Source organism: Halarcobacter mediterraneus, from assembly GCF_004116625.1.
GTDB lineage: Bacteria > Campylobacterota > Campylobacteria > Campylobacterales > Arcobacteraceae > Halarcobacter > Halarcobacter mediterraneus.
This window is the reverse complement of sequence record NZ_NXIE01000003.1, coordinates 341,995-366,865: the sequence shown is the minus strand read 5'-3', so window position 1 is coordinate 366,865 and position 24,871 is coordinate 341,995. Positions and strand designations below refer to the sequence as shown.

Sequence of the window (24,871 nt, the reverse complement as noted above, 5' to 3'; positions counted from 1 at the left end):
AATTTAAAAAAGGTATTAAATGAAAATTTGTGGAATTGAATTAAAAGCTAATAATATAATATTAGTTGTTTTAGATAATAAAAACTTTTTAGACTTAAAAATAAAAAAGCTTACCCTTGAAGATGATGAAAAACAAGAAGATATTAGAAAATTTTGTAATGAGTTTTTACTATTTTTGGAAAATGAAAATATAGAAAAAGTTGTTATTAAAAAAAGAGCAAAAAAAGGTAATTTTGCTGGAGGAGCTGTTACTTTTAAATTAGAAGGTTTGATCCAACTTAATCCTCTTTGTGAAGTTGAACTAATATCGGCTCAATCTATATCTTCCTTTGAAAAGAAAAACCAAATAGAGTTTCCAAACTCTTTAAAAAAGTATCAAGAGCAAGCTTATTTATGTGCTTTATATAGTTATTAAATAAATTTAAATAGTAGTAAACTACTTGCCATAATAAACATTCCAAAAACTAAACCAGCTATAGTTGTATGAGCATTTCCATATACTCTAGCTGCTGGTAATAATTCATCAAAAGATATATAAATCATAATTCCAGCGACTATTGCAAAGGTTATTCCTAAGGTTGCATCTCCCATTAAAGGTAATAATAAAAAGTATCCTAATATAGCTCCTACAGGTTCTGCAAAACCAGATAGTGTTGCATACCAGAAAGCTTTTTTTCTCTCTCCTGTAGCATGATAAATTGGTAAACTTACTGCCATTCCTTCAGGAATATTATGTATGGCAATTGCAAGGGCAATGGTTGCTCCTAATGTTAAACTATCAAGTGCAGAAATAAAAGTGGCAAATCCTTCTGGAAAATTATGAATACCAATAGCTAAAGCTGTAAAAAGTCCTGTTCTTTTTAAAGCATTAGCATTTATAGTTTTATGATCAGTTTTAAGTTCTTTTAATTCTTGATTAGACTTTGGTTCATGGGGATTTACATCTTCTGGAATTAATCTATCAATAATAGCACTTAATGCAATTCCAAGAAAAAAACAAATTAAAGTTAATAATTCAGCATAGGCTTCATTTGATACAAGAATAGTAAAAGAGTCTTGAGCTTTTTTTAATATTTCCATAAAAGAGACATATATCATAACCCCTGCAGAAAATCCCATTCCCAGTGAAAGGATAGTATAGTTTTTCTTTTTTGAAAAGAAAGCTAAAATAGCTCCTATACTAGTTGAGAGTCCTGCAAATAGTGTTAATGAAAAGGCTATTAGATAATGGCTAAACTCAAGATTTTCCATATTTAGTCTTTAAATAATTGAACTATTGAACAAAAGTCTTCTTCACCTTTTCCATCTTTTTTCATTTTTCCAAATAGTTCCTTTGGTACAGCTGCCGTAAATAAAGGTTGATTCAAACTGTAAGCTAAATCTTGTAAAGTATGAAGGTCTTTGTATATTGCATTATTTGAAAAATGAGGAGAATAATCTTCTTCTAATAATTTTTGTGTTTTAGCTTTTAAAACAAGTGATTGTCCACCACCTACTCCTAAAATTTCTAATAACTTATCCCTTGATATATCACAAGCGTCTCCTAAAGCAGTACATTCTGCAATCGTAGCCATAAATGACCCTAGACATAGATTATTGATTAATTTCATTTTAGAGGCTTTCCCTGGCTCTTTTAAATAGAATATTTCTTTACCAATTTTTTCTAAAATTGTTTTACAAGAATCAAAAGTATCTTTTTTTCCAGAAGCCACAATTGTTACGAGACCTTCTAAAGCTGGTGCAACACTTCCAAAAATAGGTGACTCTAAATATTCTCCACCTTTTTCATCAATTACTTTATGAAAGTTTAATACTTGTTCAAAATGATTTGTTGTTAAATCAATAATTGTTTTACCTTCTAAATCAGCACTTAAAAGTCCTTCTTGCATATTAAAAATATTCTCTACAGCATCTGATTCAAAAAGACATAAAATAACAATATCGCACTTTTCAATTAAATCTTTTGGAGAATTTGCAATTTTATATCCTAAATCTTCAATTTTTGATTTTGTTCTATTAAAAGCTATAATTTCTTCACTCATATCTGTAAGCCTTTTAGCTATAGCTTGACCAAGATTTCCAAGTCCTATAAATCCAAGTGCCATGATAATCCTTTTAGTTTTTTATATTATAGTTAAATTAGTTAAAAATTTAATCAATTATATAAGTAGCTATTAGTATTGAGATTCCTATAAAAAAAAGTATAAAACCAGAAGCTTTTTCAACATAATATGAATATTTTTCTAAGAAAGATTTACTTTTTTTATTTGTAACTAAATATACAATGAATATATCCCAAAAAAGTACAGCAAAAAACATCCAAGCTGCATAAAAACTTTGTACAAAAATTCCAATATTATTTTGTAAGGATATAGAAAACATAGTGAAATAAAAAATGGAATTCTTTGGGTTTAATATTGCGGAAAAAAAACCTTGAGAAAAATATTTTAAAATATCTTTTCTTTTTTGTTTTCTTTCTATTTTTTCTTTAAAAATATCTCTTTTTTTTGATTTTAAGAGTAAAAAACCTAGATATAAAAGATAAAAAGAGCCAAGTGTTTTAATTATTAAAAAAACAGCTTGGTTATCTTTGATTAAAGATATACCAAATAAAGCTAATAAAATATAAACTAAATTTGCAAAAGCAATACCAATTGAGGTTAATATACCACTAAGTCTTCCATATTTTGATGAATTTGAAAGAATAATAAAAAAGTCAGCTCCAGGGCTTAATAAAGCCATAAAATGTGCTAAAGCAAGTGTTAAAAAACCATAAATATAAATTTCCATAAATCCTCTTTTTTATGGAATTATAAATATTTATATTTTTTTAGTCTTGTACAAAATTGAGTTGATATTCTTTTGGTGTTGTTGCAACAATTTTTACAAAATTTCTATGGAAGTGACTTTGGTCTACAAAACCACACTCTAAAGCTGTATCGGCAAGGGGAAAGCCTTTTTTTAAGAGTTTTTTTGCTTCATTAATTTTGAGGTTTATTAAATAAGAATGGGGACTTATATTTAAATTGTTTTTAAATAATCTAATTATATAAAATTTATTTAGATTAAAAGTCTTTGATAGATTTTCTAAAGAAATATTATCTTTATAGTTTTCTTGAATATATATTTTTATCTTTTCAAAAATATTTTCTTCATTTTTTGATAATTTATTATAATCCTCTTTTAAATAAGTTTTAAAGAGTTTTGTAAAAAATATTATTAATTCTTCTTCTTTTTCTTCATTAGTAACATTACTAAAAAGATTTTCACATAAAAGTTTAAATTCATCATAAAATCTTTTATCAGTTATTAATTCTTTTTCAAAAGGTACAAAATCAATTATTTCTTTGCAAATAGTTTTTTGAAGTTCATAGCACCATTTTTGATCTAAATACAGCATATAATATAAGTTTGGTATTTTATCAATAGGATTACAAGAATGAATTTCATTTGGATTTACAAGTGCTAACATACCAATTTCAAAATCATATTTCTTATCTTTATTTGTATAAATAGTTTTACCTTTTATATTCATACCTACTGATAAAGTATCATGTAAATGTTTTTTATAATGTTTAGTATTATTTGAATATCTAAGTTCTAAATAAGGCATTTTTTCATGGGTAAAAATTTTTGTAAAAGTTTTATCTTTCATAATGAAAGTATATTGTAATTAATATTTAGATTCCAATTTTTTTAGTTTTAAAAATGAATTATGTTAAAATAAATAATATATATTATGGAGATAAAAATGAAAAAATTTATTTTAACTTTTTTTATACTTGTAAGTTTTACTTATGGTTTTGATAAAGTGGCTTTAAAATATGGATATAAAGGTAGTGCGAACTTTTATGGAATAGCATTAATAGAAAATTTAAATTATAAGCCCTTTGATATTTTTAATTTGAGTTTTGAATTTTCAGGTGAATATGCAGAATATAAAAATGATGATATGTATATTTTAAGTTTACAACCTTTACTTGATTATAATCTTATTGGTGATTTGTATTTAGAAGGTGGTTTAGGTATTGCATATTTAAGTGAAAAATATTTGGATCACAAAGAGTTTGGTATGCATTTTCAATTTAAAGAAAGTATAGGTTTTTTATATAAATTTAATGATAAAATGGATGCTAGTTTAAAATATAATCACTATTCAAATGCAAACTTAAATAGTAAAAATTCTGGTATTGACTTTATTGGTTTACAGTTCAATTATAAATTCTAAAAATTTTTAATTTGGTGTTTTTTTATAAAGGCTTATAAATATCCCTAGTAAAATTATACTTGTAGATAATATTAAGGTAAATGTTAATTCTTCATTTAAGAAAATTACACTTAATAAAATAGCAAATATAGGGATTATAAGTTGTATTATACTAGCTGTAACTATTCTTATCTTTTTTATTATGATATACCATAAAACATAACCTATTGCAGAAGTAATACTTCCTGATAAAAAGGCTAAGAATAAACCCTCTTTGGTTATAAAAATATCATTTGTAAATAGATATAAAATAGCTAAAAAGGGTAAAGTTTTTATGAAATTAATAGTTGTATCTTCTAAAGGTTTAGTAGTAGCTTTCCCTAGTATTGAATAAAAAGCCCAAGATATACCTGAAATAATCATTAATATAGTATGTGTTATAGATAAAGAAAACTCTTCTTTTGGGTAAAGAAGATAAATAAGTCCTAGAAAAGCAATAATGAGTCCTAAAAAAACTTTCAAAGTAAGTTTTTCACTATTTTTTATAGCACTTAATATCATAGTTAATTGAACTATAGCAAATAAAATTAATGTTCCAACTCCTGCATCCATATTTAAATATGCATAAGAAAAAGTTGCAGCATATATAAAAAGCATAAAAGCATTTAGCCAATTATCTTTTAATTTTATGGTAATATTTTGTTTTTTTATAAATAGCATAATGAGAATTAAAGTTATGACAGCAAAAAATAATCTAAAAAAAGTAAAAGAGTATGCATCAATAGTATTATCTAATAAAGCTAGTCTACATAAAATAGAGTTTGCAGCTAAAAATATTAAAGTTAATACATTAAGTAAAATAAATTGCATAAGAATCTTTTTATTTAATAATAACATAATTTAATGTAAAAAAAATTGTAAGTATAGTTTAGATAAAATATCTATTAATTTAAAAAAATATAGAGGAAAAATTTAAATGAAATATGGTGAAAAAGAGATTGTAGAATTTGATATAAATAAAGAAGAACATTTTTGGCCAAATAAAAATAAAAAAAACTATATTATAGATATAGAGCTTCCAGAGTTTATGGCAAAATGTCCAAGAAGTGGATATCCTGATTTTGCAACTATTAAACTACAATATACGCCAAATGAAAAAGTTATTGAGTTAAAAGCATTAAAACTATATATTAATTCTTTTATGTTTAGAGAAGTGTCACATGAAAATTCAGCAAATGAAATTTTTGATACTTTATATGAAAAACTACAGCCAAGATGGATGAAAGTTATCGCAGACTTTAAACCAAGAGGTAATGTTCACACTGTTATTGAAATAGATAGTGATAAAATGTAAGGAATAATTCTTTGGAGAGATTAGTTACAACAGCACAGGCTGCACAAATACTTGGACTATCCCTTCAAGGTGTTCATTATAGAATTAGAAAAAATCAATTAAAATCAATTAAAAAAGCCGGTAAAACATATGTTTATATTAGTGAATATGTAGATGATAAAGCAGAAGCAAAAGTAGAACTAAAAGAGAGTACAAAAAGTACTTTTGAAGATGTAATAAATGTAAAAAATGAACAAATTGATATTTTAAAAAAATCAATAAAATGGATGAGAAAACAATACTCTTCTGAAATACATAGACTTGAAAAGAATCAAAAAAGAATAATTTCAGTATTTAATAGAGAAATAGAATTACTTCAAAGTGCATTTAATGAGATGCGTTCTATTTATAAACAACCACAAGTTGCCCAATCAATACATAAAGAAGAAGTTGTAAGTGGTGATATAGAAGTTGAAAAAGAAGAGCTAAAAGAAAAATTTATTTCTTTACAAGAGTTTACTTTGTATTTGAAAAAACATCATAAAAATGAAAAAGATATAAAACTTATTATTTTTAAAGCTATTCAAAAACAAGATTCAAGATTTATTTATAATAGAAAAGATAAAAAATTATTGATTTTAAATGAAGATTTCTCAGATTTGATTTGAAAAAAGTGCTAATAGCACTCTTCTCCAGATATCCAAACACACCAAAGATAGAGGTGCCTTGCTATGTTCCCATCCTGGGGCGTTATCTCTAAAAATGATTGTAAGGGTCTAAAGAAGAGCATAAAAAATACTTTTATATTCTTTATGCTCTTCTTTCAAGACTGAAATTATATCTTTAAAAAACTTAAAACTTGTGTAAAAATTTAAGTTATAAGGGTTATAATAGTTTTTAATTATTAAAGAAAGAAATATCTTGACCTATATTGTTTTATTTTTGTCAGCTTTTTTATCTGCTACTTTATTTCCTTTTGGAAGTGAGGCTTTATTAATTTATAATTTACAAGAGGGTTATAATGTTTATTTACTTCTTTTATTTGCAACTATGGGTAATACTTTAGGTTCTTTATTTAACTATATTATTGGTTTAAAAGGTGAAGAATATCTAGAGAATAAAGCTTATTTAAAAAAAGAAAAAATACTTAAATATAAAAAATACTTTGATAAATTTGGTGCTTACTGTCTTCTTTTTTCTTGGCTTCCTATTATAGGAGATCCTTTGACTTTTATTGCAGGAATATTAAAATATAATTTAAAAAAGTTTATTATTTTAGTTGTTATAGCAAAATTCTCAAGGTATGTATTTCTTGTTTTTGTAAGTTTTTATTTCTTAGATTAAAAGAGGCAAAATTGCCTCTTTTTTATTCACTAGGTTTTTCTTTTTTACTTATTTTAGATATAAGAATATAAAATAATGGAATAAATATAATTGCAATAAAAGTTGCAGCTAACATTCCACCTATTACTCCTGTTCCTAAAGAGTGTTTACTAGCAGCCCCTGCTCCACTACTTATTGCAAGTGGCATAACTCCTATTGTAAATGCTAAAGAAGTCATAATAATTGGTCTAAGCCTAATTTTTGCAGCTTCTAAAGCAGCATCAACTAAACTAAAACCTTCTTTTTGTTTTTGTAAAGCAAATTCAACAATTAAAATAGCATTCTTAGCTGCAAGACCAGCAAGAACTAATAAACCTATTTGGAAATAAATATTATTATCTAAACCTCTTAAGTTAGTAGCTATAATTGCTCCAAAAACTGCAAATGGTACAGCTAATACAACTGAAATTGGAAGTAACCATTTTTCATATAAAGCACAAAGAATTAAAAATAAGAATATGATACCAAAAATAAATGCTTGAGCAGAACTTCCACCAATTTGTTTTTCTTGATATGCAGTTCCTGTCCAACTAATTGTGTATCCTTCTGGTAGAACTTCATTTGCAACCTCTTCAATTGCATTTAAGGCATCCCCTGAACTATATCCAGGCGCTGGTTGCCCTGAGACTTTTGCTGCTTGGAAAAGATTAAATCTTTCTACAAGGTCAGCCCCTACAATTTTTTTATAAGAAATAAATGAATTTATTGGTAAAAGTTCACCTTTATTTGATCTCACATAAATATGTTGGAAATCATCAATATTATTTCTACTTTCACTATTGGCTTGTAAGTTTACTTTATATGTTCTTCCATAAAGTGAAAAATCATTTACATAATAACTTCCAAATGTAGCATTTATACTACTATAAATGTCATTTATATTTACACCTTTAGCTTTTACTTTTTCAACATCAATATCAATTTTATATTGAGGAATATTTGCAGATAATGCAGTTCTTGTTCCTACTAGTTCAGGTCTTGTTTTTGCTTTTTCTAATATTTGATTAACAATTTTTCCTAAATCCTCAATTGAACCACCTGTTCTATCTTGAACATACATATCAAATCCACCAGTAACACTCATACCCATAATTGGAGGTGGAATTACTGCAAAAGAGAATCCTTCACTTGTTCCCATTAATTGTTTACTAAATTTTCCTAAAAGTGCTTGGGCTTGTTGTTCTGGATTTGGTCTTTCACTCCAGTCTTTTAATTTAACAATAGTTGCAACTGAGTGAGTTCTTTGTGCAGAAGTAGTAAAGTCATATCCTCCAAGAGTAATGATATTTTTTACACTTGGTTCTTTTTCAATAATTGCATTTATTTCTTCTGATAATTCTAAAGTTTTTGATAATGAATATCCAGGGGGGTTAAATCCGAAAATAAATATTGTTCCTTGATCTTCATCAGGAATAAGTCCTGTTTTCATTGATTTGAACATATCCCATGAAATAAATACTAATCCACCATATAATAAAATAGAAATCAATGAGAATCTAATAGTTTTTTTAACTAAATATGAATATCCTTTTGTAGCATTGTCAAACATATTATTAAACCATTTGAAAAAACCTTTAGGTTCATGTTTTCTATTTTTTAATATTCTTACACAAAGTGAAGGTGTCAATGTTAAAGCAACAAATCCTGAAATAAAAACGGAAATTACAATTGTAATAGCAAACTGTTTATACATTTCTCCAGATAAGCCACCCATAAAGGCAACAGGAATAAATACTGCTCCAAGAACTAAAATAATAGCAATTAATGCTCCCGTAACTTCTTTCATTGCAATAAATGCAGCTTCTTTAGGAGTTTTACCCTCCTCCATATGTCTTTCAATATTTTCAATTACAATAATAGCATCATCAACAACAATACCAATTGCTAAAACAAGACCAAATAAAGTTAATAGGTTAATACTGAAACCTAAAGCATACATACCAGCAAAGGCACCTACAATTGATACAGGAACAGCAATAAATGGAATAATTGTTGCTCTCCAACTTTGTAAGAATAAGAATATAATTAAAATAACTAAAATTAAAGCTTCTGCAAAAGTTTTAACAACTTCTGTTATTGATGCTGTAATAAAATCTGTACTATCATAAGGAATACTATAAGTTACATCTTCTGGAAAGTTCTCACTTGCATCTTTTAAAGCTTTTTTAATTGCATCAGCTGTTTCTAAAGAGTTTGCCCCACTTTGTAAGAATATCCCAATTGGAATTGAAGGAGAATTGTTTAATCTTGTTTGAACACTATAATCACTAGCTCCAAGTTCAATAGTTGCAATATCTTTTAACCTTAAACTACTTCCATTCTCATTTGCTCTAATAATAATATCCCCAAACTGTTCGGGTCTTTCAAATCTATTAGGAGTTTGAATTGTATATGTATACATTTGTTTATTTGCAATTGGTTCTGCTGCAACTTTCCCCGCTGCATATTGTCTGTTTTGTTCTTGTACAGCATTTATTACATCAGTTGTAGCAAGTGAATACTTTGATAATTTTAATGGGTCAATCCAAATTCTAATAGAATAATCTTTTGCCCCAAAAATCATTGCATCTCCAACACCTTTTACCCTTTTTAATGATTCAACTAAGTTTAATAAAGCATAGTTTGATAAATATACTGAATCATATGTATTATTTGGTGATTGAAGCATAGCAAACATCAAAATACTAGGAGATCTTTCTCCTACAACAACCCCTTGTCTTTGAACTTGTTCAGGCATTTTTGATAAAGCAGCTTGAACTCTATTGTTTACATCAATTTTTGCTGAATCTGGATCAGTCCCTACTTCAAAGAATACATTAATTCTTAATCTTCCACTGTCTTCAGCAACAGAGTTCATATAAAGCATATCTTTTGCACCATTGATCTGCTCTTCTAAAGGTGCAGCAACAGTTTTAGCAATAGTATCCGCACTAGCTCCGGGGTATGAAGTACTAACAATTATTTGGGGAGGCAAAACTCTAGGATATTGTTCAATAGGAAGGTTGAACATTGAGATTAAACCTGTTAGAAATATTATGATTGATAAAACCCCAGCAAAAACTGGGTTTCTAATAAAAAATGCAGAAATCATAATTATTTCTCTTTATTTACTATTTGAACTTTTGTATCAGGTCTTAACTTTGCAAAGTTGCTAATAACTATTTGTTCATTTTCTTTAATACCATCTTTTATAACTATACCTTTTTTTACTAAAGCACCTGTAGTTACTGGTCTAACTCTTGCAATATTATTTTCGTCAACAACAAAAACTATATTTGCTTGAGCTGTTTTTAATACAGCATTTTCAGGAATAATAAAAACGTTTCCTAAAGATAGATTTAAAAGTTTTATTTCCGTATAGTTTCCAACAATTAGCTCTTTATTAGGGTTTTTGAATTTTGCTCTTAAAAGTAAAGTATCTGTATTTGAATCTATTGTTGGAGATATAAAATCTATCTTTCCATCTTCATAAGTTTTATTATTCACTTTTAACTTAATACTAATATTTTTATTTTTTATTTGAGGTAAAAAGCTATTCATATCATCTTTTGGTAAAGAAAATTCAGCATGAATAGGGTCAGTATTTGTAATTGTAACTAAGTGTGTGTTATTTGCATTTGTTCCTACTAAGTTTCCAATATCATGACTTTTTAAACCTACAATTCCATCAATTGGAGCAGTTACTCTTGTATATTTAACATTGATTTTTGCTTCATCTAAAGCTGCTTTTGAGCTTTCATATTGATATGTATATTCATCAAAAGCTTGTTGACTAATTGATTTTGATGCAACTAGTGATTTTGCTCTTACATAATCTTTTTTTGCTTTTGTAAAATTAGCTTTTTTCATATTTAGATTTGCTAAATACAAGTCAGGCTCAATTTTATATAAAAGAGAACCTTTTTTTACAAAATCACCTTCTTTAAAATATTTTTTTTCCAGTGTCCCTGAAACTCTTGCCATTACTTCTACTTGTTCATAAGCTTTTAAAATAGTTGGATAAGTTTTATTAGTAGTATTATTTTCTTTTACTACTTTAAAAGTTTGAACTGGTAAAGCTGGCGCTTCATTTGCCATTAAATTATTAAATCCTAATAATAGGAAAGATATTAAACCTAATGATTTCTTTATCATTTTATATACTCCTCTAATTTTTCACCGCTTTGATAAATAATATTTGCTTTTTTTATTTCTAAATCATTAATTGAAGTTTTTAATTGACTAATAGCCTCAAATTTTTCACTTAAACTTTCTAAATAAGCTACATTATCAATTAAGCCATTTTCGTATTTCGATTTGATTACTTCATAAGCACTTTGTGCCGCTTTTAGATTTGCTTTTGCAGATTTAATTTTTGCTTTAGCGATTCTGTAAGCTTTTTGTGCAAGTTGTAAATCTACATTTGCTTTATTTTTTTCATATTCATAATTTGATTTTGAAGCTAGATATTCTTTATATTTTGATTCATATTTATTTTTTGTCTCACCAAAAGAAAAAATATTCCATTGTAAATTTATAGATAAAATATTTTGATGATCAATTGCATTACTTTCGTAAGCTTTGTTATTAAAGTCTGAATCATAATATGAGTAAGTATTATCTAAAATAATTGTAGGTAAATAAGCACTTTTTTCAGCTTTTGAATTACTAAGTTTTGTTTGTAAGTCATACTCTAAAGCTTCAATATCGAATCTTCTTACATCTTCTGAAACTTTCGTTAGTTCTTCAATAGCTGAACCTGCTGTAATATTAACCTTAGAACCTGTAATATATTCTAATTTATGTAAAATAGTAATAATTTCTAATTCAATTTCTTGTAGGTTAACTTTTGCATTTTCTACTCTAGAAATAATTTTTTGAACTTCATCTTCAGTTGTTGTCCCTGCATTAAGAAATCTACTTAATCTTTTCATTTGAGAGTTAAGTTGTTCAATCTCTTTTAATTTTGCATCTTTTTGTGAAACTAATGATAAGTAATTAAAATAGTGATTAATTACTGTTAATGAAATATCATTCTTTAAAGCTTCCACAGATTTTTTTGTACTTTTTATAGTTGATTTATAGCTATCATAGATATCAAACTTTTTCCCACCATCATAAAGTTTATAATTTAAGCTTCCAGAAATATTTCCTGATTTTTTAGCTAAACTTGCTGTTTCTTTATCAGCTATACCATATTTACCAGATACATCAAAACTAGGTAGGTATCCACTTTTAACACTTTCATATTCTTTTTTTACTGAGTCAAGATTATATTCATATGAATTTACCAATTGATTTTTCAATGATAAATCTAATAATTCATTTAGGTTTTGACTCCATAAAAAAACAGGAATAGAAAAAATAATATATAACTTCTTCAAGTTCACTCCTTTATTTTAAGATAAGAATGTAACATAGAAGAACTTAAATGTATCTTACTAGAAAGATATATTCTTTTAATTTTATTTTTGATACAATACCCAAATGGATAAAAAATATATAAATGAATTCTTTAAAAGCATAGATACAATGGAGCAATATGAACTATTTAGTTTAACTTTACCTTTAACTTTAATTTACAAAAGTGCTTTTAATGCAACTGAGCAGTTGGCAAAAGAAAAATATGATTTACTTCATTCTGATATAGATGTTTTAGCTTCTTTATATTTTAATGGAAAAATTCTTTCTCCTACTGAACTATATTCAGCAATGATATTTTCTTCAGGTGGAATGACTAAAATATTAAAAAAACTTGAATGTTTAGGTTATATATCAAGGGTTTCAAATCCAAATGATAAAAGAAGTAATTTAGTTAAATTAGAACAAAGAGGTGAAGAGATTTTGTTAAATTGCTTAGAAGATATCATTGAAGATAGAGAACCTATGTTTGATGTTCTTTCACAGGAAGAAAGAGAAAACTTAAAAGTCATTTTAAAAAAAATAATGTTAAATTTAGAATAGATAAAATACCTTAAAAATATCAAAATATTTTACTTTTAAGCTTTATTATAATAAATTATATGTTTTATAATAAGGATCTTTTTAATGAATGTAATTTATAAATATTTTTTCTTTATAATTATTTTTTCCTCTACATTATTTGCTTCAAATAAAAACTATTTTACTAAAGAAGAATTAGCTTATATTGAAAAGAATCCTGTTATATCAGTTGCTATGCTAAATAATTTTCAACCTTTTTCTTATGGAAGTAATCTTAAACATAGAGGTTTTTCTTTAGAGGTTTTGAAAAGAATAGAAGATTTTAGTGGTTTAAAATTTTATATAAAAACTTCAAAATGGAAAGAGTCTTTAAATAGTTTTAAAAATAAAGATGTTGATATTATTGCAGATATTTCATATACAAAAAAAAGAGAAGAGTTTGCATCTTTTACAAAAGCTTATTATGAAATTCCTACTTTTATTTTTGGTTTAAAAACAGACAAAAATTATGAGAGTAATAAAAGTTTAAAAGGAAAAGTAGTTGCTGTTACAAAAGGTGTTTTTTATATTGATGAATTAAAGGAGAATGGAGTAAAAGTTCTTGAAGTAGAATCAAGCCTAAAAAAAGCCCAAGCTGTTGTAACAGGAAAAGCTGATTATTTTCTTGCTTCTTATACAACAGGACAAAAAGCTATAAGTGATAATACTTTTTATACTTTAAAAGTTATTGATGAGTATTCTTATATAAAGAAAGAAGATTTAAGATTTGGGATTCAAAAAGAGAATTTTTTATTAAAATCAATAATAGATAAATCTTTAAATAAAATTTCTATAGAAGAGTTTAATACTCTTGCTAAAAAATGGATAAATGATAGTTATTATAAAGGTGCAAAAATAAATTTTACTTCTGAAGAGTTAGAATTTATTAAAAAACATCCAATAATCACATATAGTGAAATCAACTGGAAACCTTTATCTATAATAGAAAATAATAAAATGAATGGTATTATGGGGGATTATTTAAATCTTGTGTCAGAACGGACAGGATTAGACTTTAAATATATCCCTTCTGATTCTTGGACAGAGGTTTTAGAACAGTTTAAAAATAAAAAAATTGATATAGTTCCAGGAGCTGGTTCTAGTTCTCAAGAAAAACGTTTAGGCTTAATCAGTAAAAGTTATGCAAAATATCCTTTTGCAATAGTAACATCTGATAAATATAGATATTTAGATAGTCTACTTGATATAGAAGATGGAGTTATTGCCGTTCCTAAATCCTATACTAGTTATAATTTTATTATAGAAAAATATCCTAATATTAAATTATTAACTACAAATGATATTCCAGAAGCACTTTTACTTGTAGAAGAAGGAAGAGCAGATGCTTTTGTAGGTCATATTGCAACTTCTTTGTATTATATTTCACAATTACATTTAAAGGATTTAAAAGTTTCTGGAACCACTTCTTTTAGTATGGAGCACCATTATCTAATACAAGAAAAATACCCTTTACTTTTATCTATTATAAATAAAGCTTTTGAGTCTATTTCAATAAAGGAGACAAAAGAGATAAACTCTAATTGGATTCAAACTACAGTTATAGAAGAAAAGTTAGATTATCAAATAGCTTTTTTAGTTATTTTTATTTTTATAATTATTATTGCAGTATTTATTTATAGACAAATTATTCTTAAAAATTATAATTTACATTTGAAAAACTCTTATAACGATATTCAAAATATTATGAACTCTACAATGGAAGCAATAATAATTACAGAAAATAGAAAATGTATAGATATAAATGATTCTGCAGTAAAACTATTTCAGTATGATTCAAAAGAAGAGATGATAGGACAAGATTTGCTAAACTTTATTTCAAAAGAGTCAAGAAAGTTAGTAAAAAATAAAATACTTTCCACTAGTAATGAACCATATGAACTAGAGATTTTAACTTCAAAGAATACTAAAATCAAAGCTTTAGGTAAAGGTACAAATCTAAAATTAACAGGAAAAAAAGTAAGAATATCTTCTTTAATTGATATTTCTGATATTAAAAATAAAGAGCAGCTTTTAACAGAACAATCAAAAATGGCAGCACTTGGTGAGATGATAGGACATATTGCCCATCAGTGGAGACAACCTTTAAGTGTAATCACTACTATTGCGACTAGCTGGGAAGTTTATGATGAGTTTGGTACTTTTAATAAAGATAAAGTTTTAGATGAATCAAAAGTAATTCTTTCTAATGCAAAATATTTATCCCAAACAATAGATGATTTTAGACTTTTTGCAAAAAAACAAGATAGTATTTTAGAATATAATATAAAAGACTTAATTGATAATTTAATTAGACTAGAGAATTCTTCTATTATAAATGAAAGAATAGAGTTAGTATTAGAAAATAAAATTGAGAAAAAAGTAAAAGGTAGTCAAAATGAAATGTTACAAGCTCTAATAAATATTGTAAATAACTCAATAGATGCTTTAAGAAAACAAGAAAATAAAATACTTTTTATAAAGGTGAAAAGCTTTAATGATAGGATTTTATTGGAGTTTAAAGATAATGCAGGTGGAATAGATGAAAAAATTATTAATAAAATCTTTGAACCTTATTTTACAACAAAACATCAATCAAAAGGTACAGGTTTAGGCTTATATATGGCATATAAAATCATAAAAAAAGTTCATGCTACAATAAAGGTAGAGAATGATACTTATATCTATAATGGAACAACTTATAAAGGTGCAAAGTTTACTATTTTAATATAATTTTATTACTTGTTTAAATTTATTAAGATAAAATTTATTTATTTGTAATAGGAATTGCTAATTGAAATCACTAAAAATATTATTTCTTCTTTTTTTAACACTTCATTTAAATGCAGAAGATAAAAAGAAATTAATATATCTGAACCCAGATGCTTCTATACCTTTTTGGCAAATAATGACAAAAGGTGTTGATTTCTCAGCAAAAAAATTAGGTTATAAGTTAGAAATCTTTTCTGCATATAATAGTTCAAAAAAAGAGTTAGAAAATTTAGTGAAAGCTATTAAGGAGAAACCTCTAGGTTTAATAATCTCCCCTACAAATTCTTTTCAATGTGTAACTCTTTTAAGACTTGCAAAAAAAGCTAATATTCCAGTGATTATTTCAGATATTGGAACAAACTCAGGAGAATATGTTTCTTTTATCTCTTCCGATAATAAAAAAGGTGCCTATAAAATAGGACAGGTTCTTACAAGAATAATGAATGAAAAAGGATTAGTAGATTCAAGTGTTGGTATTATTTCAATTCCTCAAAAAAGGACTAATGGGAAGTTAAGAACAGCAGGTTTTTTGAAGGCATTAAAGGAAAATAAAATAAAAACAGCTGATATTAGACAGCAAATAGACTTTTCTTTAGAAGAAACATATACATATTCAAAAGAACTTATTAAAGATAATCCTAATATGAAAGCTTTATGGTTACAAGGCTCAGATAAATATAAAGGAGCTTTGAAAGCTATAAAAGAATCAGAAAAAGAGATACTTTTATTAACTTTTGATGCAGAACCAGAATTTTTAGATTTAATTCCTCAGGACATTCTTGTTGGGGCTGCTATGCAACAACCTTTCTTGATGGGAGAAAAGGCTGTAGAAACTTTAGATAAATATTTAAAAGGAAAAAAAGTAGAAAAAAATATACAATTACCTATTTTAGCTATTTCAAAAGAGAATATTAAAAAAGAACTTCCTTTAATAAAGAGAAATGTATTAGGATTAACAGTTGAAAAATAGAAATTCAATATATATAATCTTATTTCTTACTATTGTTTCTACTGTAATATTAGTAACAGGAGCTTATTCTACATATAGATATATTTCTGCTAAGAATGAGATGATTGAAGAAGTAAAATATAAGTCTGATTCAACTTTAGCAAAATTAAATAGAAATATTAAAAATTTTATACTTTCCTATTCAATTCATGAGTACAATCATCTAATCTCAAATGAAATTAATAATCCAAATGTTATAGCAATAATTGTTAATGATTATAAAATGGCTGAAATAATAGGTGAATCAAACTTTTTTAGTGGAAAAATCAAAGTAGATAGTGAACTAATTGTAGACTATGATAATGAAAATTTGATACATAAGGAACTTTTAAAAAATAGTTATTATACAAGTAGAGTTGATGTTATAAGTGATAGTGAAGGTGTAATAGGCAGTATTACTATGTATAATTCTGATAAAGAAGTGGAAAAAAGATTAAAAGAGATTATAATTGAGAATATAAAAAATGCAATTGTTGTTTCAACTTTTTTGACAATTTTCTTATTTATGGCAATTAGAATCTTTTTATTAAAATATATATTTAGAATAGTTAGAAGCTTGGAAAAAAGAGATAAAGAAGGGATACCAATTTCTTTACTAAAAGTTAGTGGTCCTAGTGAAATTGCTGCATTAAGTTTAACTATAAATAAAATGATAGTAGGAATAAGAAAGTCAAATACTCAATTAAATGACTTAAAAGAAAGATTACTTTTAGCTTGGGATGGTGTTAATGATGGGATCTGGGATTGGCACATAAAAAATGATAAAGCTTATTTTTCAAAAAATTGGAAAGAAATTCTTGGATATAAAGAAGATGAGTTAGAAGATATACCAGAATCTTTTTTTAATCTTTTACATGATGATGATAAAATTCTTGTACAAAATCATTTAGAAAGGCACTTTAAAGACCCAGAAAAAAATATCTATGCATTAGAGGTTAGGATGCGTTGCAAAGATGGTTCTTATAAATGGATTCTAACAAGAGGAAAAGCAAACTTTGATGAACACCATAATCCAATTAGAATGGTTGGTTCTCATACTGATATTACTGCAAGAAAAGAGTTTGAAAAAATTTTACATGATCAGAAAGAAGAGTTTGAAACAATTTTTCATTATGCAAAAGATGGATTAGCTATTTTAGATTTAGAAACAAACTTTTTAGAGTTTAATGAATCCTATTTAAAAATGACAGGTTATTCTAAAGAAGAGCTATTAAAAAAATCATGTATAGAATTAATTATAAATGAAGAAAAACATAATGCAAAAAAAGCTTTGGAAGAAGTTCTTGAAAAAGGTTTTATTTATGATTTTGAAAAGCCTTGTGTATCAAAAGATGGAAAAATAGTTATAACTAATATGTCAATTGCATTATTGCCTGATAGAAATAGATTAGTAATAAGTGCAAAGGATGTCACAGATAGGAAGCTTCTTGAATCTCAAGCTAAGCTTGCTTCAATGGGAGAAATGATAGGTAATATTGCTCATCAATGGAGACAACCTTTAAGTGCAATTTCTACTGTTGCAAGTGGAATTAAAGTTAAAAATGAGTTTGGTATGTTAGATAATACAGATGAGATTATTAATGATATGGATATAATTATTGCTCAAACTCAATATTTATCAAAAACAATTGATGACTTTAGAAACTTTATTAAAGAAGGTGATAAAAAACATAATATATTAATTTCAACAATTTTAGATAAAGTTTTTTCTATCGTAAACTCTACAATTACAAACAATAATATCACAGTGATTTTAGATACTAAAGAAGATTTTTATATTGATGCTTATGAAAATGAACTTATTCAAGCACTTATTAATATATTAAATAATGCAAAAGATGTATTAAAAGATAAAAAAGAAGAAGATAGGTTAATTTTTGTGTACACTAAAAAGCTTGATGATAAAAATATATTAAGTATAAAAGATAGTGGTGATGGTATTGATGAAAAATATTTTGATAAGATATTTGAACCATATTTTACTACCAAACATAAAAGTATAGGTACAGGAATAGGTCTATCAATGGTTTATCAGATTTTAACAGAACATCACAATGCAAGTATAGCAGCCTTTAATGAAAGTTTTATATATAAAGATAAACAGTATAAAGGTGCTAGATTTGATATAGTTTTTAAAAAATAATTAGTCGTTAAAATATTTATATATATCTTTGTTCTTTGAATAGATTTTATAATTTATTTTTTGGTAAATAAATTCTAGATAATTTGCTTGTAACCATAATCTAAAAGAACCACTTTCTTCTAACCTTTCTTCTTCTTTTAATGTTTTATTTAAATAATCCTCAGCAACTTTGTCTTTAACTCCATAAATAGGGTCACCTAATATTGTATGCCCTATTGAGTGTAAATGAATTCTAATTTGATGTTGTCTTCCTGTAATAGGATTTACCTCTACTAAAGTTATATCTTTTTTTTCATTGTACCTTAGTGGTCTAATTTTTGTTATTGATTCTTTCCCCTCTTCTTTTGAGCATGTTGTCATTCTAACACCTATTGCTTTTCCTTCTTTTTTTAAGTTTTTGTCAATAATAATTTCTTTTTTTAAGTTACCTTTTACAATTGCTATATATGACTTTTTATACTCTTTTTTTTCAAACATTGTTGCTAAAGCATTGGTTGTTTTATTATTTTTCCCTACTAAAACTAAACCTGATGTTTCTGCATCTATTCTATGTGCTTGATTTGCTTTTTCTCCAAAATGAAAACGAATTTCATCTAAAAGTGAATATTTTGTATCTTTAGATATTGGATGAATCATTAAGCCAGAGGGTTTATCAAAGATAGCAAAATCTTTAAATGTAACAAGAGGTTTTAGACCTCTTGAGTAGCCCTCAAAAACAGCCATATATATGTAATCTTCTTCTATTATTTGTGAAATCTTGTAAGGTATTTTATTACTATTAAATACCCTACTCTTACTTAGCATACGACTCGATATTTTGGGCTTTAGAGTTAGGTCTTGCAATAATGCAATTTGAATCTTTTTCCCTTTTGTTACTGGAAATTTCTTTAAAATAAATGGCAAAAATTATTCCTAAAATTTTAGTTAAAATTTAGACAAATTTTAATGATATCTTTTGCCTAAATTGGATACGATATCATACATAAATTAAGAGAAAAATTTAATAAATTTATAAATATAGATAATAGGGGATTTTTAGATGGTTGAAAGGTATGCAAGAGAAGAAATGAGCAGACATTGGACTCAACATGCTAGATACGCAGCATGGCTTGAGGTTGAAAAAGCAGCAGTTAAAGCTTGGAATAAAATAGGGCTTATCCCTGATGATGATTGTAAAAAAATTGTAGAAAATGCAAGTTTTTCAGTAGAAAGAATAGAAGAAATAGAAGCAGTTACTAAGCATGATTTAATTGCATTTAACACAAGTGTATCAGAATCACTTGGGGAAGAATCAAGATGGTTCCATTATGGAATGACTTCTTCAGATGCTGTTGATACAGGTGTTGCAATACAAATGAGAGATTCTTTAAAAATTGTTATTGAAGATGTAAAAATGTTAATGGAATCTATTAAAAAAAGAGCTCAAGAACATAAATTTACACTAATGGTAGGAAGAAGTCATGGGATTCATGGTGAACCTATCACTTTTGGTTTAACTTTAGCAGTTTGGTATGATGAAGTTGCAAGACATCTTAAAAATCTTGAAGAGACTATGGAAGTAATCTCTGTAGGTCAAATCTCTGGAGCAATGGGGAATTTTGCCCATGCACCCCTTGAACTTGAAGAATTAGCAATGGCTGAATTAGGATTAAAACCTGAACCTTGTTCAAATCAAGTAGTTCATAGAGATAGATATGCAAGATTAGCAACAGCTTTAGCCTTATTAGCTTCTTCTATTGAAAAATTTGCAGTACAAGTAAGACATTTACAAAGAACCGAAGTTTATGAAGCAGAAGAGTATTTTGCGAAAGGTCAAAAAGGTTCTTCGGCAATGCCACATAAAAGAAATCCTATTTTAACTGAAAACATAACTGGACTTGCACGAACAATAAGAGCATATGCTGCTCCTGCTATGGAAAATGTCGCTTTATGGCATGAAAGAGATATTTCTCACTCATCAAATGAAAGATTTTGGTTACCTGATGCTTTTATTACAACTGATTTTATGCTTCATAGAATGAATAATGTAATTGCAAACTTAACTGTAATGCCAGAAAATATGATGAAAAATCTTAATTTAACTGGTGGCTTAGTATTTTCTCAAAGAGTATTATTAGAGCTTCCAAAAGCAGGTGTTAGTAGAGAAGATGCTTACAAAATTGTTCAAAGAAATGCAATGAAAGTTTGGGAAGAAATCCAACAAGGTAAACCAACTATAAATGAAGAAGGTGAATCATTATACTTAGGACACTTATTAGCTGATGAAGAATTAAGAGCTAAATTAAGTGAAGAACAAATAAGAGAATGTTTTAACTATGATTATTACACTAAAAACGTAGACGCAATTTTTGATAGAGTATTTAAAAAATAAAACAATATTTAACTAATATAAGGCATTAATATGGCAATAATGATTCAAAAAAGAAATGGAAGAAAAGAAGTTTTAGATATTACTAAAATCCAAAAAATGACAATTGAAGCCACAGAAGGTTTAGATGGAGTATCTCAAAGTGAATTAGAACTTGATGCTCAAATTAAGTTTGTAGATGGAATGGGTTCTGCAGATATTCAGGATGCATTAATTAAAACTGCAGTTGAAAAAATTGATATTGATGTTCCAAATTGGACATTTACAGCAGCTAGATTATTTTTATTTGACCTTTATCATAGAGTTGGAAAATCAACTCATGGAATAAAAGGTGAACCATATTGTCATTTATCAGAGTATCTAAAATATGGAAAAGAAGCAGGGAGACTAATTCCTAGTTTAGGTGAGGGCTATGATTTAGAAGATTTAAATAATTATATTGATCCAAGTAGAGACTTACTATTTAATTATTTAGGGATTAAAACTTTATATGATAGATATTTGATAAAAAATAGAGATGGAAATCCAATAGAACTTCCACAGCAAATGTTTATGGCAATTGCTATGTTCTTAGCTCAGAATGAAGAAAATAAACAAGAAAGAGCAAAAGAGTTCTATGATGTAGTATCTAAATTTGAAGTGATGCTTGCAACTCCAACCTTATCAAATGCAAGAACAAATAGACATCAACTTTCTTCTTGTTATATTGGTTCAAGTCCAGATAATATAGAAGGTATTTTTGATGGTTACAAAGAAATGGCACTACTTTCTAAATATGGTGGTGGTATTGGTTGGGACTGGAACCAAATTAGAGCTTTAGGTGGTGTAATTGATGACCATAAAAGTGCAGCTGGAGGGGTAATTCCTTTCTTAAAAATTACAAATGATATTGCAATTGCTGTTGATCAATTAGGTACAAGAAAAGGTGCAATTGCAGTTTATGTAGAACCATGGCATATGGATATCAAAGATTTCATTGATTTAAAGAAGAACTCGGGTGAAGAAAGAAGAAGAACTCATGATTTATTCCCTGCTTTATGGATTTCTGATTTATTTATGGAAAGAATTCTTGAAGATTCTCATTGGACTTTATTTGATCCATATGAAGTAAAAGACTTATCTGAACTTAATGGGGAAGAATTCAAAAAAAGATATGTAGAGTATGAGCAAGATGAATCTATTACTAAAGATAGAATTAAAGCGAAAGATTTATGGAAAAAAGTTTTAACTTCATATTTTGAATCAGGTTCTCCTTTCCTTTGTTTTAAAGATAATGCAAATAGAGCTAATCCTAATCCACATGTGGGTCACATTAGATCTTCAAATCTTTGTACAGAAATTTTCCAAAATACAAATCCTAATCATTATAAAATAAAATTAGAATTTGAAGATGGTTCAATTGAGACTTATGAAGAACAAGAATTAGTAGAGGTTGATGGTGGACAAAAGAAAAAAGCTAATAAAGTAACTGCTTTAGATTCAATAAATGGTAAAAAAGTATTTATTGTTGAAAAAGAAAAAACAGATGGAGATACAGCTGTTTGTAACTTGGCTTCTATTAACCTTGGAAGAGTAAATACAAAAGAACATATTGAAAGAGTAGTTCCAACAGCAATTAGAATGCTTGATAATGTAATTGATTTAAATTTTTACCCTTTAAGAAAAGTAAAAGCTACAAATCTTAAATCAAGAAGTATTGGTTTAGGAGTAATGGGTGAATCTCAAATGCTTGCAGAAAATAAAGTAGTTTGGGGAAGTAAAGACCATCTTAAGAAAATAGATTCTATAATGGAATCTATTTCATATAATGCAATTAAATCTTCTTCTGAACTTGCTGTAGAGAAGGGTGTTTATCCTACTTATGAAGGTTCAAACTGGTCAAAAGGTATTATGCCTCATGATCATGCTCCTCAAGCTGTAAATGCTCTTGTAGACAAAGATTTATTTGATGCAGGATATGATTGGGACTCATTAAGAGAACAAGTTAAATCAAATGGTATGAGAAATGGTTACTTAATGGCTATTGCACCTACATCATCAATTTCTATTTTAGTAGGTACTACGCAAGCTATTGAACCAGTTTACAAAAGAAAATGGTATGAAGAAAATTTATCAGGACTAATTCCTGTTGTTGTACCAAATCTTAGTCCTGAAACTTGGCAGTTTTATACTCCAGCTTATGAAATAGATCAAATAGATATTATTAAAGCTGCTTCAGTTAGACAAAAATGGATAGATCAAGGGCAAAGTACAAATATTTTTATGAGTTTAGAAAAAGCAAGTGGTAGATATTTACATGAGATTTATACTACAGCTTGGAAATTGGGTCTTAAGTCTACTTATTATTTAAGATCACAATCTCCAGAAGCTTCAAATGATGTTGAAGACAGAAGTATGGAGTGTGCAGGTTGTCAATAAGATAAACTGCCATTTTTTTCATACAAATGTTTTGTAGAAAAAATAATATATGAAAAAAAACAAGGAATATTAAGTGGGAAGAAAAACAATATATAACCCAGACTCTAGAGAAACTTTTAATGAAAGAAGAATCTTTGGAGGTAATCCAGATGGAATGATTAACTTTACTAAAGTTAAATATCAATGGGCATTAAACCTTTGGGATATGATGGAAGCTAATACTTGGTTTCCAAGGGAAGTTCAAATGACAGGTGATGCTAAAGACTATAAATATTTAACTGTAGCAGAGAAAAGAATGTATGATTTAGTTCTTTCTCAATTAATCTTTATGGATTCTTTACAAACAAATAATTTGATGGATAATATCAATCCGTATATTACAGTACCTGAGATTAATGCGTGTTTGTCAAGACAATCATATGAAGAAGCAAATCACTCAAAGTCATATGCTGTAATGGTAGAATCGATTTCTGATAATACAGATGAAATATATGATATGTGGAAAACAGATGCAAAACTTAAAGAAAAGAATAATTATATTGCCGAAGTTTATCATAACTTAGCAGGGGATATTACTGATGAAAAAATTGTATTAGCAATGTTTGCTAATCAAATTTTAGAAGGTTTATATTTTTATGCAGGTTTTGCTGCTATTTACGCCCTTGGAAAATCTGGGAAAATGCTAGGTTCTTCTCAAATGATTAGATTTATTCAAAGAGATGAAGTAACTCACTTACTTTTATTCCAAAATATGATTAATTCTACAAGAAAAGAAAGACCTGATTTATTTACTCCTGAGTTAGAAGAAAAAGTGAGAAATATGTTTAAAAAAGCTGTAGAACTTGAAGCTTCATGGGGTGCATATATCACTCAAGGACAGATTTTAGGGTTTACAGATGCAATTATTACTCAATATATTCAATATCTAGCAGATAGAAGACTTGAAGCAGTTGGTTATACGCCAATGTATAATGTAAAACATCCAATCCCTTGGGTTGATGGGTATGCTTCATTTAATGATCAAAGAACAAATTTTTTTGAGGGTAATGTTGTAAACTATTCAAAAGGTTCTATCGACTTCGACGATTTTTAGAATTTTTTCTAAAAAATTATTCTTATAAGAGGATATTATTTACTAAAAAAAGTATCCTCTTTTGTAATCCAAATGAAATCAATCCTTTATAAAATAATCTTACTAAATATAAAGAAGGATAAGAAATGATTTCAAAATATGAAAGTGGAATACTTTTTTTTAGTTTATCAATTGTATATTATAGTTC

The 24,871-nt window shown here is 26.8% G+C and carries 21 protein-coding genes and 1 other RNA gene; 12 read left to right on the top strand and 10 right to left on the bottom strand.

The features are described 5' to 3' along the window. Positions 1-19 precede the first annotated feature (19 nt). Positions 20-415, top strand: coding sequence for a DUF3010 family protein (locus CP965_RS09270; RefSeq protein WP_129061811.1), 396 nt, complete (start codon positions 20-22; stop codon positions 413-415). On the opposite strand, the gene zupT is transcribed toward CP965_RS09270, so the two are convergent. From zupT to CP965_RS09250, 4 genes are read right to left on the bottom strand one after another with little or no spacing between them, the layout of a single operon-like run. Beyond that, complete coding sequence (gene zupT / locus CP965_RS09265; RefSeq protein WP_129061810.1) at positions 412-1,251, bottom strand: zinc transporter ZupT; 840 nt, start codon at positions 1,249-1,251, stop codon at positions 412-414. The genes CP965_RS09270 and zupT overlap by 4 nt on opposite strands. 2 nt (positions 1,252-1,253) lie before the next feature. Next, the gene (locus CP965_RS09260; RefSeq protein WP_129061809.1) at positions 1,254-2,105 is read right to left on the bottom strand and encodes an NAD(P)-dependent oxidoreductase; all 852 of its coding nucleotides are present in this window, start codon (positions 2,103-2,105) and stop codon (positions 1,254-1,256) included. A gap of 46 nt (positions 2,106-2,151) precedes the next feature. Then, positions 2,152-2,790, bottom strand: coding sequence for a LysE family translocator (locus CP965_RS09255; protein WP_129061808.1), 639 nt, complete (start codon positions 2,788-2,790; stop codon positions 2,152-2,154). A 40-nt stretch (positions 2,791-2,830) separates the two neighbouring features. Further along, positions 2,831-3,655, bottom strand: coding sequence for an AraC family transcriptional regulator (locus CP965_RS09250; RefSeq protein ID WP_129061807.1), 825 nt, complete (start codon positions 3,653-3,655; stop codon positions 2,831-2,833). A 96-nt stretch (positions 3,656-3,751) separates the two neighbouring features. Between CP965_RS09250 and CP965_RS09245 the strand changes: the two genes are divergently transcribed. Continuing rightward, positions 3,752-4,228 (top strand): acyloxyacyl hydrolase, encoded by a 477-nt coding sequence (locus CP965_RS09245; RefSeq protein WP_164971012.1) that lies wholly within the window; start codon positions 3,752-3,754, stop codon positions 4,226-4,228. A 6-nt stretch (positions 4,229-4,234) separates the two neighbouring features. Here CP965_RS09245 and CP965_RS09240 read toward each other — a convergent pair whose 3' ends face one another. Continuing rightward, positions 4,235-5,077 carry a DMT family transporter gene (locus CP965_RS09240; protein ID WP_228712703.1) on the bottom strand — a complete coding sequence of 281 codons (843 nt, stop codon included), beginning with the start codon at positions 5,075-5,077 and terminating at the stop codon, positions 4,235-4,237. 106 nt (positions 5,078-5,183) lie between these two features. On the opposite strand from CP965_RS09240, the gene queF reads away from it, so the two are divergent. Both queF and CP965_RS09230 read left to right on the top strand, forming a co-directional pair. Then, positions 5,184-5,561, top strand: coding sequence for a preQ(1) synthase (gene queF, locus CP965_RS09235; protein ID WP_129061804.1), 378 nt, complete (start codon positions 5,184-5,186; stop codon positions 5,559-5,561). Positions 5,562-5,572: 11 nt separating this feature from the next. Further along, positions 5,573-6,208 (top strand): MerR family transcriptional regulator, encoded by a 636-nt coding sequence (locus CP965_RS09230; protein ID WP_129061803.1) that lies wholly within the window; start codon positions 5,573-5,575, stop codon positions 6,206-6,208. An 18-nt stretch (positions 6,209-6,226) separates the two neighbouring features. On the opposite strand, the gene ffs is transcribed toward CP965_RS09230, so the two are convergent. Further along, positions 6,227-6,323, bottom strand: an RNA gene (gene ffs, locus CP965_RS09225) — signal recognition particle sRNA small type. Positions 6,324-6,461: 138 nt separating this feature from the next. Here ffs and CP965_RS09220 point away from each other — a divergent pair. Beyond that, on the top strand, positions 6,462-6,884 hold the full coding sequence (locus CP965_RS09220) for a YqaA family protein (protein ID WP_129061802.1): 423 nt from the start codon (positions 6,462-6,464) through the stop codon (positions 6,882-6,884). 22 nt (positions 6,885-6,906) lie between these two features. Here the strand turns inward: CP965_RS09220 and CP965_RS09215 are convergent, their stop codons facing one another. Genes CP965_RS09215 through CP965_RS09205 form a run of 3 tightly spaced genes read right to left on the bottom strand, consistent with a single transcriptional unit; the run spans position 6,907 to position 12,292 of the window. Beyond that, the gene (locus CP965_RS09215; protein ID WP_129061801.1) at positions 6,907-10,014 is read right to left on the bottom strand and encodes an efflux RND transporter permease subunit; all 3,108 of its coding nucleotides are present in this window, start codon (positions 10,012-10,014) and stop codon (positions 6,907-6,909) included. A gap of 2 nt (positions 10,015-10,016) precedes the next feature. After that, positions 10,017-11,057, bottom strand: coding sequence for an efflux RND transporter periplasmic adaptor subunit (locus tag CP965_RS09210; protein ID WP_129061800.1), 1,041 nt, complete (start codon positions 11,055-11,057; stop codon positions 10,017-10,019). Further along, complete coding sequence (locus CP965_RS09205) at positions 11,054-12,292, bottom strand: TolC family protein (protein ID WP_228712702.1); 1,239 nt, start codon at positions 12,290-12,292, stop codon at positions 11,054-11,056. The genes CP965_RS09210 and CP965_RS09205 overlap by 4 nt, the downstream gene beginning before the upstream one ends. A gap of 97 nt (positions 12,293-12,389) precedes the next feature. On the opposite strand from CP965_RS09205, the gene CP965_RS09200 reads away from it, so the two are divergent. The 4 genes from CP965_RS09200 to CP965_RS09185 all read left to right on the top strand — a co-directional run bounded on the left by CP965_RS09200 (position 12,390) and on the right by CP965_RS09185 (position 18,805). Beyond that, a complete protein-coding gene (locus CP965_RS09200; RefSeq protein WP_129061798.1) occupies positions 12,390-12,866 on the top strand; it encodes a MarR family winged helix-turn-helix transcriptional regulator in 477 nt (158 codons plus the stop codon). 84 nt (positions 12,867-12,950) lie between these two features. Continuing rightward, entirely contained in the window at positions 12,951-15,614 is a 2,664-nt protein-coding gene (locus CP965_RS09195) for a transporter substrate-binding domain-containing protein (protein WP_129061797.1), read from the top strand. A gap of 61 nt (positions 15,615-15,675) precedes the next feature. Beyond that, positions 15,676-16,623 (top strand): substrate-binding domain-containing protein, encoded by a 948-nt coding sequence (locus CP965_RS09190; RefSeq protein WP_129061796.1) that lies wholly within the window; start codon positions 15,676-15,678, stop codon positions 16,621-16,623. Further along, complete coding sequence (locus tag CP965_RS09185; RefSeq protein ID WP_129061795.1) at positions 16,613-18,805, top strand: PAS domain-containing sensor histidine kinase; 2,193 nt, start codon at positions 16,613-16,615, stop codon at positions 18,803-18,805. Before CP965_RS09190 ends, CP965_RS09185 begins: the two co-directional genes overlap by 11 nt. Here the strand turns inward: CP965_RS09185 and CP965_RS09180 are convergent, their stop codons facing one another. After that, positions 18,806-19,708 (bottom strand): RluA family pseudouridine synthase, encoded by a 903-nt coding sequence (locus CP965_RS09180; protein ID WP_129061794.1) that lies wholly within the window; start codon positions 19,706-19,708, stop codon positions 18,806-18,808. It abuts the gene before it with no gap. Positions 19,709-19,844: 136 nt separating this feature from the next. Here CP965_RS09180 and purB point away from each other — a divergent pair, with 136 nt between their 5' ends. The 3 genes from purB (at position 19,845) to CP965_RS09165 (ending at position 24,684) form a co-directional block, all read left to right on the top strand. After that, positions 19,845-21,176 (top strand): adenylosuccinate lyase, encoded by a 1,332-nt coding sequence (gene purB, locus CP965_RS09175; protein ID WP_129061793.1) that lies wholly within the window; start codon positions 19,845-19,847, stop codon positions 21,174-21,176. A gap of 30 nt (positions 21,177-21,206) precedes the next feature. Then, positions 21,207-23,591 carry a ribonucleoside-diphosphate reductase subunit alpha gene (locus CP965_RS09170; RefSeq protein ID WP_129061792.1) on the top strand — a complete coding sequence of 795 codons (2,385 nt, stop codon included), beginning with the start codon at positions 21,207-21,209 and terminating at the stop codon, positions 23,589-23,591. A 73-nt stretch (positions 23,592-23,664) separates the two neighbouring features. Beyond that, a complete protein-coding gene (locus CP965_RS09165) occupies positions 23,665-24,684 on the top strand; it encodes a ribonucleotide-diphosphate reductase subunit beta (RefSeq protein WP_129061791.1) in 1,020 nt (339 codons plus the stop codon). The last annotated feature ends 187 nt before the right edge of the window (positions 24,685-24,871 follow it).

Coding starts and splice junctions, on each gene's coding strand:
- CP965_RS09270 (WP_129061811.1), top strand. CDS start 20: ATGAAAATTTGTGGAATTGAATTAAAAGCTAATAATATAATATTAGTT.
- zupT (WP_129061810.1), bottom strand. CDS start 1,251: ATGGAAAATCTTGAGTTTAGCCATTATCTAATAGCCTTTTCATTAACA.
- CP965_RS09260 (WP_129061809.1), bottom strand. CDS start 2,105: ATGGCACTTGGATTTATAGGACTTGGAAATCTTGGTCAAGCTATAGCT.
- CP965_RS09255 (WP_129061808.1), bottom strand. CDS start 2,790: ATGGAAATTTATATTTATGGTTTTTTAACACTTGCTTTAGCACATTTT.
- CP965_RS09250 (WP_129061807.1), bottom strand. CDS start 3,655: ATGAAAGATAAAACTTTTACAAAAATTTTTACCCATGAAAAAATGCCT.
- CP965_RS09245 (WP_164971012.1), top strand. CDS start 3,752: ATGAAAAAATTTATTTTAACTTTTTTTATACTTGTAAGTTTTACTTAT.
- CP965_RS09240 (WP_228712703.1), bottom strand. CDS start 5,077: ATGCAATTTATTTTACTTAATGTATTAACTTTAATATTTTTAGCTGCA.
- queF (WP_129061804.1), top strand. CDS start 5,184: ATGAAATATGGTGAAAAAGAGATTGTAGAATTTGATATAAATAAAGAA.
- CP965_RS09215 (WP_129061801.1), bottom strand. CDS start 10,014: ATGATTTCTGCATTTTTTATTAGAAACCCAGTTTTTGCTGGGGTTTTA.
- CP965_RS09210 (WP_129061800.1), bottom strand. CDS start 11,057: ATGATAAAGAAATCATTAGGTTTAATATCTTTCCTATTATTAGGATTT.
- CP965_RS09200 (WP_129061798.1), top strand. CDS start 12,390: ATGGATAAAAAATATATAAATGAATTCTTTAAAAGCATAGATACAATG.
- CP965_RS09195 (WP_129061797.1), top strand. CDS start 12,951: ATGAATGTAATTTATAAATATTTTTTCTTTATAATTATTTTTTCCTCT.
- purB (WP_129061793.1), top strand. CDS start 19,845: ATGGTTGAAAGGTATGCAAGAGAAGAAATGAGCAGACATTGGACTCAA.
- CP965_RS09170 (WP_129061792.1), top strand. CDS start 21,207: ATGGCAATAATGATTCAAAAAAGAAATGGAAGAAAAGAAGTTTTAGAT.